General features: G+C 68.9%; 15 protein-coding genes. 8 read left to right on the top strand and 7 right to left on the bottom strand.

Annotation, left to right across the window (positions count from 1 at the left end; all coding sequences use genetic code 11):
* Positions 1-4: 4 nt before the first annotated feature.
* From AC07OD_RS24610 to AC07OD_RS24600, 3 genes are all read right to left on the bottom strand, one after another.
* A complete protein-coding gene (locus AC07OD_RS24610; protein ID WP_218296684.1) occupies positions 5-970 on the bottom strand; it encodes an MlaD family protein in 966 nt (321 codons plus the stop codon).
* Positions 970-1,830, bottom strand: coding sequence for an ABC transporter ATP-binding protein (locus tag AC07OD_RS24605; protein WP_369641139.1), 861 nt, complete (start codon positions 1,828-1,830; stop codon positions 970-972). The genes AC07OD_RS24610 and AC07OD_RS24605 overlap by 1 nt, the downstream gene beginning before the upstream one ends.
* Before the next feature lie 219 nt (positions 1,831-2,049).
* The gene (locus AC07OD_RS24600; protein ID WP_218296682.1) at positions 2,050-3,177 is read right to left on the bottom strand and encodes an MlaE family ABC transporter permease; all 1,128 of its coding nucleotides are present in this window, start codon (positions 3,175-3,177) and stop codon (positions 2,050-2,052) included.
* 275 nt (positions 3,178-3,452) lie between these two features.
* Between AC07OD_RS24600 and AC07OD_RS24595 the strand changes: the two genes are divergently transcribed.
* Positions 3,453-5,132 (top strand): GMC family oxidoreductase, encoded by a 1,680-nt coding sequence (locus AC07OD_RS24595; protein ID WP_369641138.1) that lies wholly within the window; start codon positions 3,453-3,455, stop codon positions 5,130-5,132.
* A 20-nt stretch (positions 5,133-5,152) separates the two neighbouring features.
* Entirely contained in the window at positions 5,153-5,503 is a 351-nt protein-coding gene (locus AC07OD_RS24590; RefSeq protein WP_369641137.1) for an antibiotic biosynthesis monooxygenase family protein, read from the top strand.
* Between the two features lie 42 nt (positions 5,504-5,545).
* Here AC07OD_RS24590 and AC07OD_RS24585 read toward each other — a convergent pair whose 3' ends face one another.
* Together AC07OD_RS24585 and AC07OD_RS24580 are read right to left on the bottom strand one after the other, a co-directional pair.
* Complete coding sequence (locus AC07OD_RS24585; RefSeq protein WP_218296679.1) at positions 5,546-5,878, bottom strand: hypothetical protein; 333 nt, start codon at positions 5,876-5,878, stop codon at positions 5,546-5,548.
* A 173-nt stretch (positions 5,879-6,051) separates the two neighbouring features.
* A complete protein-coding gene (locus tag AC07OD_RS24580; protein WP_218339116.1) occupies positions 6,052-7,407 on the bottom strand; it encodes an ammonium transporter in 1,356 nt (451 codons plus the stop codon).
* A 365-nt stretch (positions 7,408-7,772) separates the two neighbouring features.
* On the opposite strand from AC07OD_RS24580, the gene AC07OD_RS24575 reads away from it, so the two are divergent.
* The 6 genes from AC07OD_RS24575 to AC07OD_RS24550 all read left to right on the top strand — a co-directional run bounded on the left by AC07OD_RS24575 (position 7,773) and on the right by AC07OD_RS24550 (position 13,669).
* The gene (locus tag AC07OD_RS24575; RefSeq protein WP_492254400.1) at positions 7,773-8,531 is read left to right on the top strand and encodes a sulfite exporter TauE/SafE family protein; all 759 of its coding nucleotides are present in this window, start codon (positions 7,773-7,775) and stop codon (positions 8,529-8,531) included.
* Between the two features lie 365 nt (positions 8,532-8,896).
* The gene (locus tag AC07OD_RS24570; protein WP_218296676.1) at positions 8,897-9,661 is read left to right on the top strand and encodes an ABC transporter substrate-binding protein; all 765 of its coding nucleotides are present in this window, start codon (positions 8,897-8,899) and stop codon (positions 9,659-9,661) included.
* Between the two features lie 34 nt (positions 9,662-9,695).
* Entirely contained in the window at positions 9,696-10,478 is a 783-nt protein-coding gene (locus tag AC07OD_RS24565; RefSeq protein WP_218296675.1) for an amino acid ABC transporter permease, read from the top strand.
* Entirely contained in the window at positions 10,475-11,221 is a 747-nt protein-coding gene (locus AC07OD_RS24560) for an amino acid ABC transporter ATP-binding protein (protein ID WP_218296674.1), read from the top strand. Before AC07OD_RS24565 ends, AC07OD_RS24560 begins: the two co-directional genes overlap by 4 nt.
* A 46-nt stretch (positions 11,222-11,267) precedes the next feature.
* Positions 11,268-12,563, top strand: a complete 1,296-nt coding sequence (locus AC07OD_RS24555) for a DcaP family trimeric outer membrane transporter (protein WP_218296673.1) — start codon at positions 11,268-11,270, stop codon at positions 12,561-12,563.
* Between the two features lie 215 nt (positions 12,564-12,778).
* On the top strand, positions 12,779-13,669 hold the full coding sequence (locus AC07OD_RS24550; protein ID WP_218296672.1) for a DMT family transporter: 891 nt from the start codon (positions 12,779-12,781) through the stop codon (positions 13,667-13,669).
* 136 nt (positions 13,670-13,805) lie between these two features.
* On the opposite strand, the gene mrdA is transcribed toward AC07OD_RS24550, so the two are convergent.
* Both mrdA and mreD read right to left on the bottom strand, forming a co-directional pair.
* Entirely contained in the window at positions 13,806-15,746 is a 1,941-nt protein-coding gene (gene mrdA, locus AC07OD_RS24545; protein WP_218296671.1) for a penicillin-binding protein 2, read from the bottom strand.
* A gap of 124 nt (positions 15,747-15,870) precedes the next feature.
* The gene (gene mreD, locus AC07OD_RS24540; protein WP_218296670.1) at positions 15,871-16,389 is read right to left on the bottom strand and encodes a rod shape-determining protein MreD; all 519 of its coding nucleotides are present in this window, start codon (positions 16,387-16,389) and stop codon (positions 15,871-15,873) included.
* Positions 16,390-16,413 lie beyond the last annotated feature (24 nt).

Here is a 16,413-nt window from a genome sequence, read left to right as displayed (position 1 = left end):
CTCCTCACGGTGCCGCAAAGCCGGGCTCGCCGGGGCCGGGCGGTATGCGGCCGGACCCATAGATGAACAGCTGCGGGTTGTCGGTGACGCCGCCCGCCGTGCGGCCGAGCTGGCGGGCCGCGCGCGACGTGTCGTCGGCGGCGCGGTTCAGGCGCGGCAGCGTGGAGGCGCCGAACTGGTCGGCCGCGCGGGCGAGGGACTGCGTGCCGATGGTGATCTGGTCGATGGGGCCGCCCTCCGCGCCCAGGCGCTGGGTGGTCTTGCTGACGTCGGCAGCCAGGGACGTCACGCTGGCGCCGGCCTGCTGCAGCGACTGCAGCGTCTTGCGCGCGTCGCTGGCCAGCGGCGGCAGCGCGGCCAGGGCCGGGTCCAGCCGCTGCGCGACGGTGGCATCGAGCCGCTGGGTCAGGGTGTTGACGCTGCCCGCGGCCTGGCCGATGTTGGCGAGGGCTTCGGTGAGCTTTTGCTGGTTGGTGTCGCCCAGCAGCTGGTTGATGCGGCGCGTGGCCTCCTCCACCTGCGCCAGGATGGCCGGCGCCTGCTCGGCGAGCTTGCCAAACGGCGAGGGCTTGAGCGGTAGGCGGGGCAGCCCGCTGGGGCCGGGCGGCAGTTCGGGATAGGGCTTGTCGGCGTCGTCCAGCTGCACATGGGCCAGGCCCGTGACGCCCTGGTAGCCCAGCACGGCGAAGGTGGTGGGGCTGATGGGCGCCTGTTCGTTGACGGCGATGCGGATCAGCACGTTGCCGGTGACCTGGGGGTCGAATCCGATGCGCGTGACCTTGCCCACGGCCACGCCCTTGTAGCGGACGGTGGCCTGGGGCTGCAGGCCGCTCACGCCGTCCTTGGTGGACAGCTCGTACTGCTCGTAGTTGGCGTTGTCGCGCGTGAGCCAGATGGCCAGGCCCGCCAGCATGGCGGCCACCACCAGCACGAAGATGCCTGCGGCGAGGGCGTGTGATTTGTTTTCCATCAGGGATGTTCCTTGTCTGGCGGGGAGGCGGCCGGCCGCGCCGCCGCCGGTACCGGGGCCATGGCGCGCTGGCCGCGTTCGCCCATGAAGAAGTGCTCGATGAAGGGGTGCCTGAAATGCGCGACCTCGTGCGGCGGGCCGGTGACGATGACCTTCTTGTCGGCCAGCACGGCCACGCGGGTGCTGAGCGCGAACAGCGTGTCCAGATCGTGCGTGACCATGACCACCGTGAGCCCGAGCGCGGCGCGCAGCTCGCGCAGCAGCGCGCAGAAATCGTCGGAGCTGCTCGGGTCCAGCCCGGCGGTGGGTTCGTCGAGCAGCAGCAGCGGCGGGTCCATGATGAGCGCGCGCGCCAGCGCCACGCGCTTGACCATGCCGCCCGACAGGTCGGCCGGCATGCGGCTGGCGTGCTCGGGCTTGAGGCCCACCATCTGCAGCTTGACCAGCGCGGCATCGCGCACCAGGTCGTCGGGCAGGGTGCCCTGCTCGCGCAGCGCGAAGGCCACGTTGTCGAGCACGTTGAAGGCCGAGAACAGCGCGCCGTGCTGGAACAGCATGCCCACGCGGCTGGCCGCGCCCTCGCGCCCCATCTCGGACGCCGGCCGCCCCAGCACCGTGACCGTGCCGCGCGCCGGCCTGGCCAGCCCCAGGATCTGGCGCAGCAGTACCGTCTTGCCCGTGCCCGAGCCCCCCACCAGCGACAGCATCTCGCCGCGCTGCACGGTGAAGTTCAGGTCCTGGTGCACGGTGAAGGCTTCGTCGCCCTTGCCGAACACCGTCCACAGGCCCTGCACGTCCACGATGGGCGGCTCGCCCGGCGCCACGGCGATGTGTTCGGGCTTGGCGATGCGCTCAGCCATGGCCAGGCTCCGATAGAAACTGGCGCTGCGCAATACCAGTGCCACCGTGGAACTGGCTTTGCCAGGCCACGGGTGGCGTCCCCCCTTGGGGGGAAGACGCGAAGCGGCTCAGGGGGGGCTTCACATGCGGGCGCTGGCGGCGTCCCCCTTCCCGAGCTGCGCAGCAGTTCGGGAGCAGGGGGAAGCGGCGAAGCCGCTCAGGGGGAAGCCACTTCGTCTTCATATTCCGATGTTCTTGAAGGCCACCGCAAACAAGGCGTCCACGATGATGACCATGGTGATCGACGTGACCACCGAGGCCGTGGTGCCCTCGCCCAGGCTCTGGGTGTTGGGTTTCACGCGCAGCCCCCAGTGGCAGCCGATGAGCGCGATGAAGGCGCCGAACACCACCGACTTGGCCATGGCGAGCCCCAGGTTGCCCACCTTCACCGCCGCGGGCAGCGCCTGCACGAAATACGCGGGCGAGATGTCCATGGAGATGTCGGCCGCCAGCATGCCCCCGGCCAGCGCGGCCAGCGTGGTCCACACGCTGATGAGCGGCATGGCCAGCGCCAGCGCCAGCGTGCGCGGCATCACCAGCCGAAAGCCGTGCGGGATGCCCATGACGCGCATGGCATCGAGTTCCTCGGTCACGCGCATCACGCCGATCTGCGCGGTGATGGCCGAGCCCGAGCGCCCCGCCACCAGGATGGCCGCCAGCATGGGGCCCAGCTCGCGGATGAGCGAGATGCCCAGGATGTTGACGATGAACGACTCGGCCCCGAACTGGCGCAGCTGCAGGCTCATCAGGTAGGCCAGCACCACGCCGATCAGAAATCCCACCAGCGCCGTGATGGGCAGCGCCGTGGCGCCCATGCGGTACAGGTGGCCCGACACGTCGCGCCACGGCCCCCGGCGCGGCGCGCGCGCCAGGCGGCCCAGGTCGAGCAGCAGCTGCCCCACCATTTCGAGCATGTGCCGCGCATGGCTGAGGCCGTGCAGCACCAGCACGCCCAGATGGTCCGCCTGCTCGGCCAGGCGCCAGGGCTCCCGGGCCGGCGGGGTGGCCGTGGTGAACTCCGCCACGCGCTCCAGCATGTCGCGCTGGCCGTCGGTACAGGCCAGCTGCGCCGGCCAGGCCCGCTGCCAGTGGTTCCACACCAGCTGCGCGCCCACGTGGTCCAGCCACTGCAGCTGCGTCAGGTCCCAGCCCAGCCCGGGCGCGGGGGGGCTGGCGCGCAGCTGCTCGCAGACCGCCTCCCACTGCGGCCGTGTGCCCAGTTCGGCCGCGCCCCAGCGCCCATGCAGTTGCGCACTCGCCCCCTGGGGCGTGTCGGCGCGAACAATGCGAGGTGCGTGGTCGGTCATGGACTGGGCGGCGCGGCCGCCAAGAGGGAAAGAGAGGGTGCATGGTAGCGGAGCCACGCACAGGCGGCGCGTAGGATTTACGCCCGCCCGCACGGGCCGCCAAGCACAGGCCGGCCGGGGCCGCGTGAAATTAATATCAAACAGGCCTCCAGCGCTTTGGCATCAAGCGCTTCAAGCTACATATTTAGTAGCAATAGGCACTGACCCTCTCGACACGCGTGGTGCCATCCGCACAATGGCCCTCCGTCCCAACCCTTGCACCGCACCGCCTGCCCATGAGCGACCACACCACGTTTGACACCATCATCATCGGCGGAGGCACCGCCGGCGCCCTGCTGTGCAACCGCCTGAGCGCCGACGGCCGCCACCGCGTGCTGCTGATCGAAGCAGGCCGCAAGGACGACTACCACTGGATCCATATCCCCGTCGGCTATCTCTACTGCATCGGCAACCCGCGCACCGACTGGCTCTACAACACCGAGCCCGACGCGGGCCTGAACGGCCGCACCCTGCGCTACCCGCGCGGCAAGACGCTGGGCGGCTGCAGCAGCATCAACGGCATGATCTACATGCGCGGCCAGGCGCGCGACTACGACCAGTGGGCCGAGCTGACGGGCGACGCCAGCTGGCGCTGGGAGAACGCCCTGCCCTACTTCCGCCGCCACGAGGACCACTGGCGCCTGGACCAGCCCGATGGCGTGAATGAAAATTTCAAGCGCCTGCACGGCAACAAGGCCACGGGCAGCTCCGGCGAGTGGCGCGTGGAAAAGCAGCGCCTGCGCTGGGACGTGCTGGACGCCTTCGCCCAGGCCGCGCAGCAGGCCGGCATCCCCGCCACCGACGATTTCAACGGCGGCAGCAACGAGGGCGTGGGCTACTTCGAGGTCAACCAGAAAAGCGGCTGGCGCTGGAACACCGCCAAGGCCTTCCTGCGGCCCACCTGCTACGGCCGCCCCAACTTCGAGATGTGGACCAGCGCGCAGGCCGCCAAGCTCCTCATCGAGACGCAGCCCGACGGCAGCAAGCGCTGCACGGGCGTGTTGGTGTGGGACGGGCATGAGATGGTCACGGCCCGCGCCACGGGCGAGGTCATCCTGAGCGCCGGTGCCGTCAACTCGCCGCAGCTGCTGCAGCTCTCGGGCATCGGCCCCTCCGCGCTGCTGCGCCAGCACGGCATCGACGTGGTGCACGACCTGCCCGGCGTGGGCGCCAACCTGCAGGACCATCTGCAGATCCGCGCGGTGTTCAAGGTGGGCGGCGTGCCCACGCTCAACACCATGGCCAGCTCGCTCTGGGGCAAGGCCAAGATCGGACTCGAATACGCGACCAAGCGCAGCGGCCCCATGAGCATGGCGCCCTCGCAGCTGGGCGCCTTCACGCGCAGCAGCGCCGACCAGCCCTGGCCGAACATCGAGTACCACGTGCAGCCGCTGTCGCTCGACGCGTTTGGCGAGCCGCTGCACAGCTTTCCGGCCTTCACGGCCAGCGTGTGCAACCTCAACCCCACGAGCCGGGGCACGGTGAACATCAAGAACGCCGACTTCAAGGCCGCACCGGCCATCGCGCCCAACTACCTGAGCACCGCCGAAGACCGCCAGGTGGCGGCCGACAGCCTGCGCGTCACGCGCCGCATCGTGGCCCAGCCCGCGCTGGCCAAGTACCGGCCCGAGGAATGGAAGCCCGGCGTGCAGTTCGAGAGCGACGAGGACCTGGCGCGCCTGGCCGGCGACATCGCCACCACCATCTTCCACCCCGTGGGCACGACGAAGATGGGGCGGGATGATGACCCGATGGCCGTGCTGGACTCGCAACTGCGCGTGCGCGGCATTGCGGGCCTGCGGGTGGTGGATGCGGGGGCCATGCCCACCATCACCAGCGGCAACACCAACTCGCCCACCCTGATGCTGGCCGAGAAGGCGGCGGAGTGGATCATCCAGGCGCGGCGCACGGCATAGGCGTGGGTACCATCGCGCCCATGTACTCCTCCACCTTCATCTTCGCCACCAAACAGTTCGACGACGCCTTCCACCGCCTGGACGAGGCGATTGCCACCGCCGCCCGCTCCATCGACGGCTACCTGGGCGAGGAATCGTGGGAGGACACGGGCAAGGGCCTGGTGTCCAACGTGTACTACTGGCAGTCGCTCGAGGCCCTGCAGGCATTGATGCAGCACCCCGCCCACCTGAAGGCCAAGGCGGCGCAAGCGCAGTGGCTCAACGGCTACCAGGTCGTGATTGCGCAGGTGCTGCGCACCTATGGCGACGACAAGCTGGCCGGGCTGCTGCCCACGGCGGGCCTGTTCGTGCAGGGCGCGGCAGCGCACTGATATGGATCCCGCCCACGCGCGGGCCCCACGGCCGCGGCGCGGTCAGCGGATTCCCCCGACATACCGGGGCACCTCGGGCGCGGGCTCCGGCGGGGGCGGCGCCATGCGCTGGCGCACCGCCTGGGTGGCCACATCCAGCAAGGGGCGGCGCGGGGCGGCCGGTGGCGCGGCATGGATGGCCTGGTCCAGGCGGTCCGCCCATTCGGTGAGTTCGGGCGCGTTGTCCTCCTGCGCGCGCTGGCGCGCGAACCGCACGATCTCCAGCGCGTACTCGGCGTTGGCCGCCATCCACTCGGTGTCGGTCACGCGCCCCGTCTTGCGGCGCAGCAGCACATGCAGGTGGGCGGCAATGGCGAGCTTGTCGGAATCGGGCATGGTCGGCTCCTTACTGCATTTCAGTCATCCATTGCGCTGCGCACAACCCGCGGCGAATGAAACCGGTGCGGCCCAGGCGCGGGCCGCCGCGCTGGCTGCGCCCCCCGGCCCGCATTGCGCGGCGGTGCGAGAGCGGGGGAAGGCCCGCAGGGCCTCGGGAGAGCGGGCTTCATTCAGCCGCCCAGGTGTTCGCGGTGCTGGGCGATGTCGAGTCCGGTCTGCTCGCTCTGCGCATCCACGCGCACACCCATCGCAAAATTGATGATCCACAGCAGCGCGGCCGTCACCACCAGGCTGTAGGCCATCACGGCGCCCACCCCGATGGCCTGGGTGAGCAGGCTGCCCTGCACGCCCCCCACGGTCTTGCTGGCCAGCACCCCCGTGAGCAGCGAGCCCACGATGCCGCCAATGCCATGCACGCCAAACACATCCAGCGAATCGTCGGCACGCAGCAGGCGCTTGAGCCCCGTGGCCCCCCAGTAGCACGCCAGCCCGGCCACCAGGCCAATCACCACCGCCGAGCGCAGCGTGACGAAGCCTGCGGCGGGCGTGATCGCCACGAGTCCCGCGACCAGGCCCGAGCACAGCCCCAGCAGCGAAGGGCGCCCGCGCACCACCCACTCGCCCAGCATCCAGGACAGCGCACCAGCGGCGGCGGCCAGGTGCGTGACCGCCATGGCCAGGCCCGCCCGGCCATCGGCCGCCACGGCCGAGCCCGCGTTGAAGCCGAACCAGCCCACCCACAGCAGGCCCGCGCCCGCCATGGTGAGCCCCAGGTTGTAGGGCTCGAAGGGCTCGCGGCCATAGCCCGTGCGGCGGCCCAGGAACCACGCGCACACCAGCCCCGCCACCCCAGCGTTCACGTGCACCACGGAGCCCCCGGCGAAATCCAGCGCGCCCATCCGCGCCAGCCAGCCCCCCGGCTCCCACACCCAGTGCGCCACCGGGGCATAGACCAGCAAGGTCCACAGGCCGATGAAGATCAGCATGGCGGAAAACCGCATGCGCTCGACGAACGCGCCCACCAGGAGCGCGGCCGTGATGATGGCGAAGGTGAGCTGGAACATGGCGTACACCGATTCGGGAATGTGCGGCGCGACATGGCTCACGGCGAGCTTGCCGCCCGCCAGGTCGAAGTCCAGCCCCGTGAACCCCGCGCGTTCCCAGCCGCCCACCCAGGCGTTGCCGGGCGTGAACGCCAGCGAATAGCCCGCCCCGAACCACAGCAGGCTGACCAGCGCCGCGATGGCGACCACGCTGGCCATGGTATTGAGCACATTCTTCTTGCGCACCATGCCCGCGTAGAACAGCGCAATGCCGGGCAGCGTCATCAGCAGCACGAGCGCCGTGGAGGTCATCATCCAGGCGGTGTCCGCCGCGCTGACGGCGCCGTGCGCCACCAGGCCAGGGCGCGCCAGGGGCGCGGCGGGGGCCGCCGCCACCTCGGGCACGGCCTGCGCCAGCGCGCTGGCGCACAGCCCCAGACCCAACGACACGACCGCGATGAACCGGTGGTTGACTGCCCGCATGAAGGCTCCCTTTCGCAAATTGTTACAAGCGCATTGCATGAGCCGTGCCAACCCGCGAACCCCGATTCGTGGCCCCGCGCGCGGTTTTCCCGCCCCACAACGGGGGCGGGAAACCCCCAATGCACCAGCGGGGTGCAGCCGTTACAGTTGCGGCACTCGAAAGCGCGCTTCGGTGTGCCAAGCGAGGGGCCCGAGGAGACATCCTTTCTACCAATAACCAAATTTCAAGCACCCAACGAGGTGCGTTTTTTTTCAGGCGCTGGCGATCCCAGCGCCTTTTTCTTGCCTGTTCGCCGCCGGGCCCGGTGCGCCGGTCTCTGTATCTGTTCCTAAATCCATAGCAGGCTGGGTGCGAAAATACTGCGATGGAATGGATTTTTATTACCCTGGCCTCGCTGCTCGCGGGCTTCGTGGACGCCATCGTGGGTGGCGGCGGGCTGGTGATGGTGCCGGCGCTGTTCGCGGCTTTTCCGGGGGCGCCACCGGCCACGCTGCTGGGCACCAACAAGGCCGCCTCGGTGTGGGGCACGGCCATGGCCACCTGGCAGTACAGCCGCCGCGTGCAGATCCGCTGGCCGGCGATGCTGCCGGCCGCGGCGGCCGGTTTCGCCGGCTCGTTCGCCGGCGCCTGGGCGGTGACGGTGATGTCGGCCGACTTCCTGCGCAAGCTGCTGCCCCTGGTGCTGCTGGGCGTGCTGGCCTACACGCTGGCCAAGAAGGAACTGGGGCGGCACCATGCGCCGCGCTTCGCGGGCCGCGCCGAAGTGCTGGCGGCCTGCCTGATCGGCGTGCTGATCGGTTTCTACGACGGGTTCTTCGGCCCGGGCACCGGCAGCTTCTTCGTCTTCCTGTTCGTGCGGCTGCTCGGCTACGACTTTCTCAATGCCTCGGCCTCGGCCAAGCTGCTCAACTGCGCCACCAATGTCGCCGCCATCGTGCTGTTTGCCGCCAAGGGCCACGTCTGGTGGCACTTCGCGGTGACGCTGGCCGTGGCCAACGTCGTGGGCAGCCTGCTGGGCACGCACCTGGCGCTCAAGCACGGCACGGGTTTCGTGCGCGGCATCTTCATCGTGGTGGTGAGCACGCTGATCCTCAAGACGGGGTACGACGCGTTTCTTCGGTAACCCCCTGAGTCGCCTTCGGCGCCTTCCCCCTGAAGGGGGACGCCCCCAGCGCGGCGGGGCGGCCCTTGCGCGGGGGCACTGGTCTGGGGCGCGCCAGTAGCGCCGACCTCGCCCTGTAGACGGAGCCGTAGCGCCTGCGTCCGGTTGGAGACACCGCTCTAAACCTGTTGTGAATTGGCACACAACGGGGCTTTGAGGGTTGTCCGCAGGTCCAAGGAAAAAATTCGCATATTTATAATCGTTACTACTTGATGACGGCAGGCTTCGCGTTTCGCGATGCCTGTGCATCCGATCCACCAGCCTCCGGCCTGCTACCCGCATGCCGGATTTTTTGTACCTGAAATACCCCCGACAGGACCCATCCCATGAAATTGTTCAAGGCTGTTGCCACCGCCCTCGCGCTCTGCGCCGCTTTCGCTTCTGCCCAGGCCCGCACGCTGGACGAGGTCAAGAAGGACGGCAAGATCCTCATCGCGACCGAGGGGCAGTTCGCTCCGTTCAATTTCTTCAACGGCACCACGCTGACCGGCTTCGAGGTGGAGACGGCCGAACTGGTGGCCAAGAAGATGGGCCTCGCGATCCAGTGGAAGACTCTGGGCTTCGATGCGCTGCTCACCGGCCTGCGCCAGGACCGCTGGGACCTGGTGATCGCCTCGCACGGCATCACCGAAGAGCGCGCCAAGGCCGTCACCTTCACCGACCCGCACTACTGCTCGGGCGGCATGATCATCGCCATGGACCCCGCCATCAAGAGCGCCAAGGACCTGGCGGGCAAGGTGGTGGCCGTGCAGACCGGCACGAGCTACCTCGAAAACGTGCAGAAGGTCTCGTCCATCAAGGAAATGAAGAACTTCCCCACCGACGTGGATGCCCGCAGCGCGCTGAACTCGCGCCGCGTGGACGCCTGGGTGACCGACCGCTTCGTGGCCAAGGCCGTGGCAGAGAAGAACCCCGGCGCCGGCTTCAAGCTCGGCGACATGCTGTTCATCGAGCGCATCGCCGCCGCCGTGGCCAAGGGCAACAGCTCGCTGGCCGCCGGCTGGAACAAGGCGCTGGCCGAAGTCATGGCCGACGGCAGCTATGCCGCGCTGTCCAAGAAGTATTTCAACGAAGACGTCCGCTGCCAGTAAGCACGACCCGCTTGTAGTCACAGGGGTCTTTTTCATGCTCACCGCCTTTTGGCCGCAGCGCTGGAGCCGCCAGCAGCGCAGCAACGCCACGCTCGTCTCGGCCGTCATCCTGATGGTGCTGGTGCTGGCACTGCTCGGCAAGCTGCTGTCCTTCCTGCCCGAGCCCATCGGCCCCAACGCCCAGGCGTTCTCCGACGGCGCGCGCACCACCCTGTGGCTCACGCTGATCAGCGGCAGCGTCGGGCTGGTGCTGGGAACCGCCGCCGCGCTCGCCCGCACCGCGCGCTTTGCCGCCGTGCGCTGGGTGGCCAGCTTCTACATCTGGGTCATCCGCGGCACGCCGCTGCTGGTGCAGATCCTGTTCGTGTACTTCGCGCTGCCGGTGCTGGTGCCGGGCCTGAACCTGCCCGACTTCGCGGCCGCCGTGCTGGCGCTGGGCCTGAACGTGGGCGCCTACAACGCCGAGGCCATTCGCGCCGGCCTGCTGGCCGTGCCGCGCGGCCAGACCGAGGCCGCCAAGGCCCTGGGCCTGGGCCGCATGCATGTGTTCCTGGACGTGGTGTTTCCACAGGCCTTCAAGATATCGCTGCCGCCGCTGGTCAGCAACTTCGTGGCGCTGCTCAAGGACTCGTCGCTGGCCTACGCCATCGGCGTGGTGGAGCTGACCAACGTGGGCAACCGCATCCAGTCCGCCACGTTCCAGCCCATTGCCACGCTGTCCACCGTGGCCATCACCTACCTGCTGCTGACCACCCTGGTCACGCAGATCTCGAACGCGGTGGAATACCGCTTCGACGTGGAAGGCCGCAACCAATGACACGCCAGGCCACACCCTTCATCGTGGTGGACCGGGTCTGCAAGTCGTTCGGCGCCCACCAGGTGCTGCGCGATGTGTCCACCGTGTTCAACACCGGCGAGGTCACCGTGATCATCGGCGCCTCGGGCTCCGGCAAGAGCACGCTGCTGCGCGCCATCAACCGGCTCGAACCCCATGACTCCGGCCGCATCACCATCGGCGGCGAGGAAGTCACCGACGACCTGGCCACGCTGCAAAAGCAGCGCAGCGAGGTCGGCATGGTGTTCCAGCAGTTCAACCTGTTCGGCCACATGAGCGTGCTGGACAACGTGACCCTGGCGCCCCGCCGCATCCGCCGCACGCCGCGGGCCCAGGCGAACGAGCAGGCGATGGCCTTGCTGCGCCGCGTGGGCATGCAGGACCACGCGCACAAGTACCCCTGGCAGCTGTCGGGCGGCCAGCAGCAGCGCGTGGCCATCGCCCGCGCGCTGGCGATGCAGCCGCAGGTGATGCTGTTCGACGAGCCCACCTCGGCCCTGGACCCGGAGATGGTGCAGGAGGTGCTCGACGTGATGCGCGAGCTGGCCCGTGGCGGCATGACCATGATCGTGGTGACCCACGAGATGGGCTTCGCCCGCGAGGTGGCCGACCGCGTGATGTTCTTCGACCAAGGGCGCATCGCCCACGACGCCACGCCCGCCGAATTCTTCAACAACCCCGCCAACGACCGAATCCGCGCCTTCATCGGCCGCATGAGCGCCTGAGATCCAGGCCCATGCAATGCCATTACCAGCCCCTACCGGAGTGACCATGAAACTGAACCCCACGTTCCTCGCCCTGCTGGCCGCCGGCCTGTGCAGCCTGCCCCCCGCCGCGTTCGCGCAGTCCGCCAAGGACTTCGAAGAGATGCGCAACGAGCTCAAGGCCCTGCGCGCCGAGCTCAACCAGCTCAAGGCCCAGCAGGCCCAGGCGCCTGCCGCGCCCGCCGCGTCGGCATCGGCCTGGAACGACCGCATCGAGGCCGTGGAACTCAAGCAGAAGGACGCCGTGGTGCTGGGCGACATTCCGGGCAGCTTCCGCCTGCCGGGCAGCGAGACCTCGATCCGCGTGTACGGCTTTGCCGAGGCCAACATGGTCAAGGACTTCAAGGGCACGGCGCCCGGCGACACCTTCACCAACCTGATGGAGCAGCCCCTGGGCGACAGCCGCCACGGCAAGAGCAGCCTGACGGCGCAGACCTCGCGCTTCGGCTTCGAGACCTCCACGCCCACCTCCATCGGAACCTTCAACACCAAGATCGAGGCCGACTTCTACGCCTACTGCGGCGCCGAGTGCAACCGCAACCGCCTGCGCCTGCGCCACGCCTACGGCGAGTACGCCGGCTGGCTGATCGGCCAGACCTGGTCGACCTTCATGGACGTGGACAACCTGCCCGAGACCGTGGACTTCAACGGTCCGCCCGGCGCCACCTTCCGCCGCCCGGCCCAGGTGCGCTACACCTACAACAACCCGGACCTGGCCAAGTTCCAGTTCGCGGTGGAAGAGCCCACCGACGGCGCCAAGAGCCTGAACTTCGTGGCCCGCGTGGACAAGGCCTTCGACTGGGGCAACATCAACGCCCGCCTGCTCTCGCACGAGCAGCGCGTGGACGGCATCGGCAAGCGCGGCACCGGCTTCGGCCTGGGCGCGGGCTACAAGATCACCGGCACCACCACGCTGATGGCGCAGTACACGCGCCTGGACGGCGACGGCGACGGCGCCTACCTGGTGGGCACCAACTACCCCGTGCTGGACGGCGGCACCGTGCGCCTGGATAAGTCGCACGGCGTGGTGCTGGGCCTGTCCAACGTGTTCAGCGAGAAGCTGCGCGGCACCGTGTCGCTGGGCATGGTCCGCTCGCGCCACAAGCTGGGCGACGCCTACGTGGACGCCTACGGCGCCGAAGGCAACCACAAGCTGTACCAGTGGCATGCCGGCATGTACTACCTGCCCATCAAGAACGTGGAGCTGGGCGGCGAGCTGATCGGCGGCCGCCGCACGACCTTCGACGGCCAGCAGGGCGAGATGCTGCGCCTGAACCTGCAGGCACGCTATCTTTTTAATTGACACCCCCTGAGGCGCTGCGCGCCTTCACCCCTCTCTCTACGCGCTGCGCGCCAAGGGAGGGGGGCGCCACCGGTGGCCTGGCAGAGCCAGTTCCGCGGCTACCTCGCTGAGGCCGCGCCAGTGCGACGGCAGCAGGTCGTGCGCAGGCGCTGCGAGGACATCTTCTGCAAGTGGCTGGCCGGGGAACCGACCAGCCCTTTCTTGTTTTGGAGCCTATGAAACCCGAACGTCTGGGCCTGATTGCCCTGCTGGTGGTGACCGTGGTGTGGGGCACCACCTTCCCCGCCATGAAGCTGTTGTCCGCGCACCTCGATGCGCTGCAGATCATCTGGCTGCGGTTCGTGATCGCCCTGGTGGTGCTGGCCCCGCTGTGGTGGGGCATGCGGCGCCACGAGCGGCGGTGGGGCTGCGCGCTGGGGGTCCTGCTGTTCCTCGCGTTCTGGCTGCAGATCGAGGGGCTGGCGCGCACCAGCAGCAACCGCAATGCCTTCGTGACCGGGCTCAATGTGCTGGTGGTGCCATTGATTGCGATGGCGGCGCTGGGGCGCCGCTACGGCTGGCCGCTGTGGGCGGCGTGCGCTCTGGCCTGCACGGGCATGGCGCTGATGTTCCACGAGAACGAGCCCTGGAACCTGGGCGATACGCTGACGCTGGCGAGCACGGTGTTCTACGCCATCTACATCCTGGCGCTGGAGGAGTGCGCGCGCCGCACGGCGGCAAGCCCGCCGCGGGCCACGCGCATGGCGGCCGCGCAGGCGACCGTCATGGCACTGGCTTCCACGTTCATGCTGCTGGGCCAGGGCGGCGGCATGGGCTGGCTGCACACCGCCGCGCAGTTGCCCGCCGATGCCTGGGTGGCGCTGCTGTACCTGGGCCTGCTGGCCAGCGTGGTGGTGGTCACGCTGCAGGCCTGGGGCCAGCAGCGGGTAGACGCCATGCGCAGCGCCATCGTGTTCGGGCTGGAGCCGGTGTTCGCCGCGCTCACCGCCTGGGCCCTGCTCGGCGAGCGGCTGGGATGGGCGGGCCTGGGCGGCGCGGCGCTGATCGTGGCGGCGCTGGTGTTCAGCCAGCTTCAGCCACCGCCAGCGCGGGCGGCGGCGGCCTGAGGGCGGCACGGCCCGGCATGGGGCAGCGCCCAGGCGCAGGCACCGGGTTCATTTCGAGAATGGCCGGCACCGCGATTCGATGCCGGATTGGGCTCCAGCGCTTATCTGTATTGCGCTAACAGCTATTGTTTTTATATCAAGGCGCCGCCACGGGCACATCCGCCGCCTTGCGCGGCTTGCCAATGGGAGCGCCGGCCTGGCCCTTTTGCACCGCCGCGATGTCTTCCTCGCTCGGGTAGTCCCCCATCAGCCAGTAGTCGAATACGCGGCGCGCGATGGGCGCCGCATGGGCCGCGCCAAACCCGGCGTTCTCGACAATCAGCGCCAGCGCTATCGTGGGCTGCTCTGCCGGGGCGAACGCCGCATACAGCGAGTGGTCGCGCTGGTGCTCTTCCAGCGCCTTCGCGTTGTACTTCACGTTCTGGCCCATGGTCACCGCCTGCGCCGTGCCGGTCTTGCCGCCGGAGGTGTACGGCGCCCCGGCAAACACGCGCGTGCCGGTGCCGCCCTTGTTCACGGCGACCATGGCATTGCGCACGATGTCCACGTTCCGGGGCAGATACCCCAGGTCTTCGCCGGGCGGCTGCACGATCTCGGTGACGACGCCCGTGACCGCGTTCTTCACGGCCTTGGCCATGTGCGGCCGGTAGCGGATGCCGCCGTTGGCCAGCGTGCCCTGCGCCAGCGCGAGCTGCAGCATGGTGAAGTTGTTGTAGCCCTGGCCGATGCCCAGGGACACGGTCTCGCCGGGAAACCAGCGCTTCATGTCCGGGCGCTTGTAGGCATTGCGTTTCCACTCGGTGCTGGGCAGCGTGCCCCGCACTTCGCCATTGAGGTCGATGCCGGTGGACTGCCCAAAGCCCAGCGGCTTCATGAAGTCATGGATGGCATCGACGCCCATGTCCACCGCCAGCGAGTAGAAGTAGGTGTTGCTCGACTGCTGGATGGCGCGGTGCATGTCCACACCGCCCAGCCCGCCCTCGTGGCTGCGGAAGGTGTGGCCGCCGAAGGTGTAATACCCCGGATCGTTCACCACCAGGCTGGGCGAGCGCTTGCCCAGCTGCAGCGCGGCCAGCGCCATGAAGGGCTTGTAGGTGGAGCCTGGCGGGTACGTACCCCGCAGGGCCCGGTTCAGCAGCGGCTTGTCGATGGATTCGTTGAGCGCGGTCCAGTTCTCCACATCGATGCCTTCGACGAAAAGATTGGGGTCGAACGTGGGCTTGCTGACCAGGGCCAGGATCTCGCCGTTGCGCGGGTCGATGGCCACCAGCGCGCCACGGCGGGTGCCGTACAGTTCCTCGACGAGTTTCTGCAGCTTGATGTCGATGGACAGCATCACGCTGTCGCCGGGCGTGGCCGCGTGGCTGGAGAGCTTGCGCACCGCCCGCCCGCCCGCCGAGGTCTCCATCTGCTCGACCCCGGTGGCGCCGTGCAGCGCGGACTCGAAGCTCTGCTCGATCCCCAGCTTGCCGATGTATTCCGTGCCCCGGTAGTTGGCCTCGTCCTCGGAATCCTGGATGCGCGCCTTCTCGCTCTGGTTGATGCGGCCGATGTAGCCGATGGCGTGGCTGGCCACGTCGCCCAGCGGGTAGTTGCGGAACAGGCGCGCCTTGATGTCCACCCCCGGGAAGCGGTAGCGCTGGGCCGTGAAGCGGGCCACTTCCTGGTCGGTCAGGCGCGTGCGGATGGGCAGCGATTCGAAGTTGCGCGACTCTTCCATGAGCCGCTTGAAGCGGCGGCGGTCGCGGCTCTGGATCTCCACCACCTTGGACAGCTCGTCGATGGTGTCGTCGAGCGTTCCAGCCCGCGAGGGCGTGATCTCCAGCGTATAGGCCGAATAGTTGGTGGCCAGCACCACGCCGTTGCGGTCCAGGATGAGCCCCCGGTTGGGCACGATGGGCACCACCGCCGTGCGGTTGCTCTCGGCCTGCGCCGCCAGGTCTTCGTGCCGGACCACCTGCAGGAACACCAGCCGGGCCGCGATGAGGCAGAACGCACAGAACACCAGGGCGCCGACGATCAGCGCCCGCACGCGAAAGCGCGAGGCATCGGCCTCGCTGCTGCGCACCTCGGTCATGCGGCAGCTCCATCGCGCCACGCCCCGAAGGCGTGCGCTGAAACCGGCGCGCGCCCGTCCCCCGGCCCGCAGCGCTGCGGGACAAGGGGGATGCGGCGCGGGCGCTCAGGAGGTTGCTTCATGGCTACAGAGGCCGGTTCTGGTCGCGGTCGGGAGGCCGGCGCTGCGGCGCCAGCAGCACCCAGCTGGCCAGCGGCCAGAGCAGGGCTTCGAGCACCGGCGCCAGAAAGCTCCACAGGCCCGGGAATATGCCCCCGGACGCCATCCGCAGCAAGAGCTCGATGGCATGGGCCAGCGCGAACAGGGGAAGCACCTGCAGGGCCTGCGACGGCACGCTGAACCACAGCAGGCGGCGGTGGATGGCGATGGCGCCAAACGACAGCACGGTGTAGGACAGCGCGTGCTGGCCCAGCAGCGCCGACTGGCTCACATCCATGCACAGGCCCAGCACGAAAGCCACGCCCATGCCGATGCGCAGGGGCTGGTGCACGCCCCAGAAGACCAGCAGCACCATCAGGACATCCGGCGTCCAGACAATGCGGCCCAGCGGCAGCATGTTGATGGCCAGCCCCGCAGCGAGGCTGGCGACGATGAAGACCGGATTGACCGGAAGCAGCAGCGGCTCGCCGCGCGGCATGATCATCGCGCACCTCCCCGCGGCAGCCAC

The organism is Acidovorax sp. GW821-FHT10E03 (assembly GCF_059415205.1).
The sequence above is the reverse complement of the archived record's forward strand: the minus strand, read 5'-3'. Positions and strand labels throughout refer to the sequence as shown.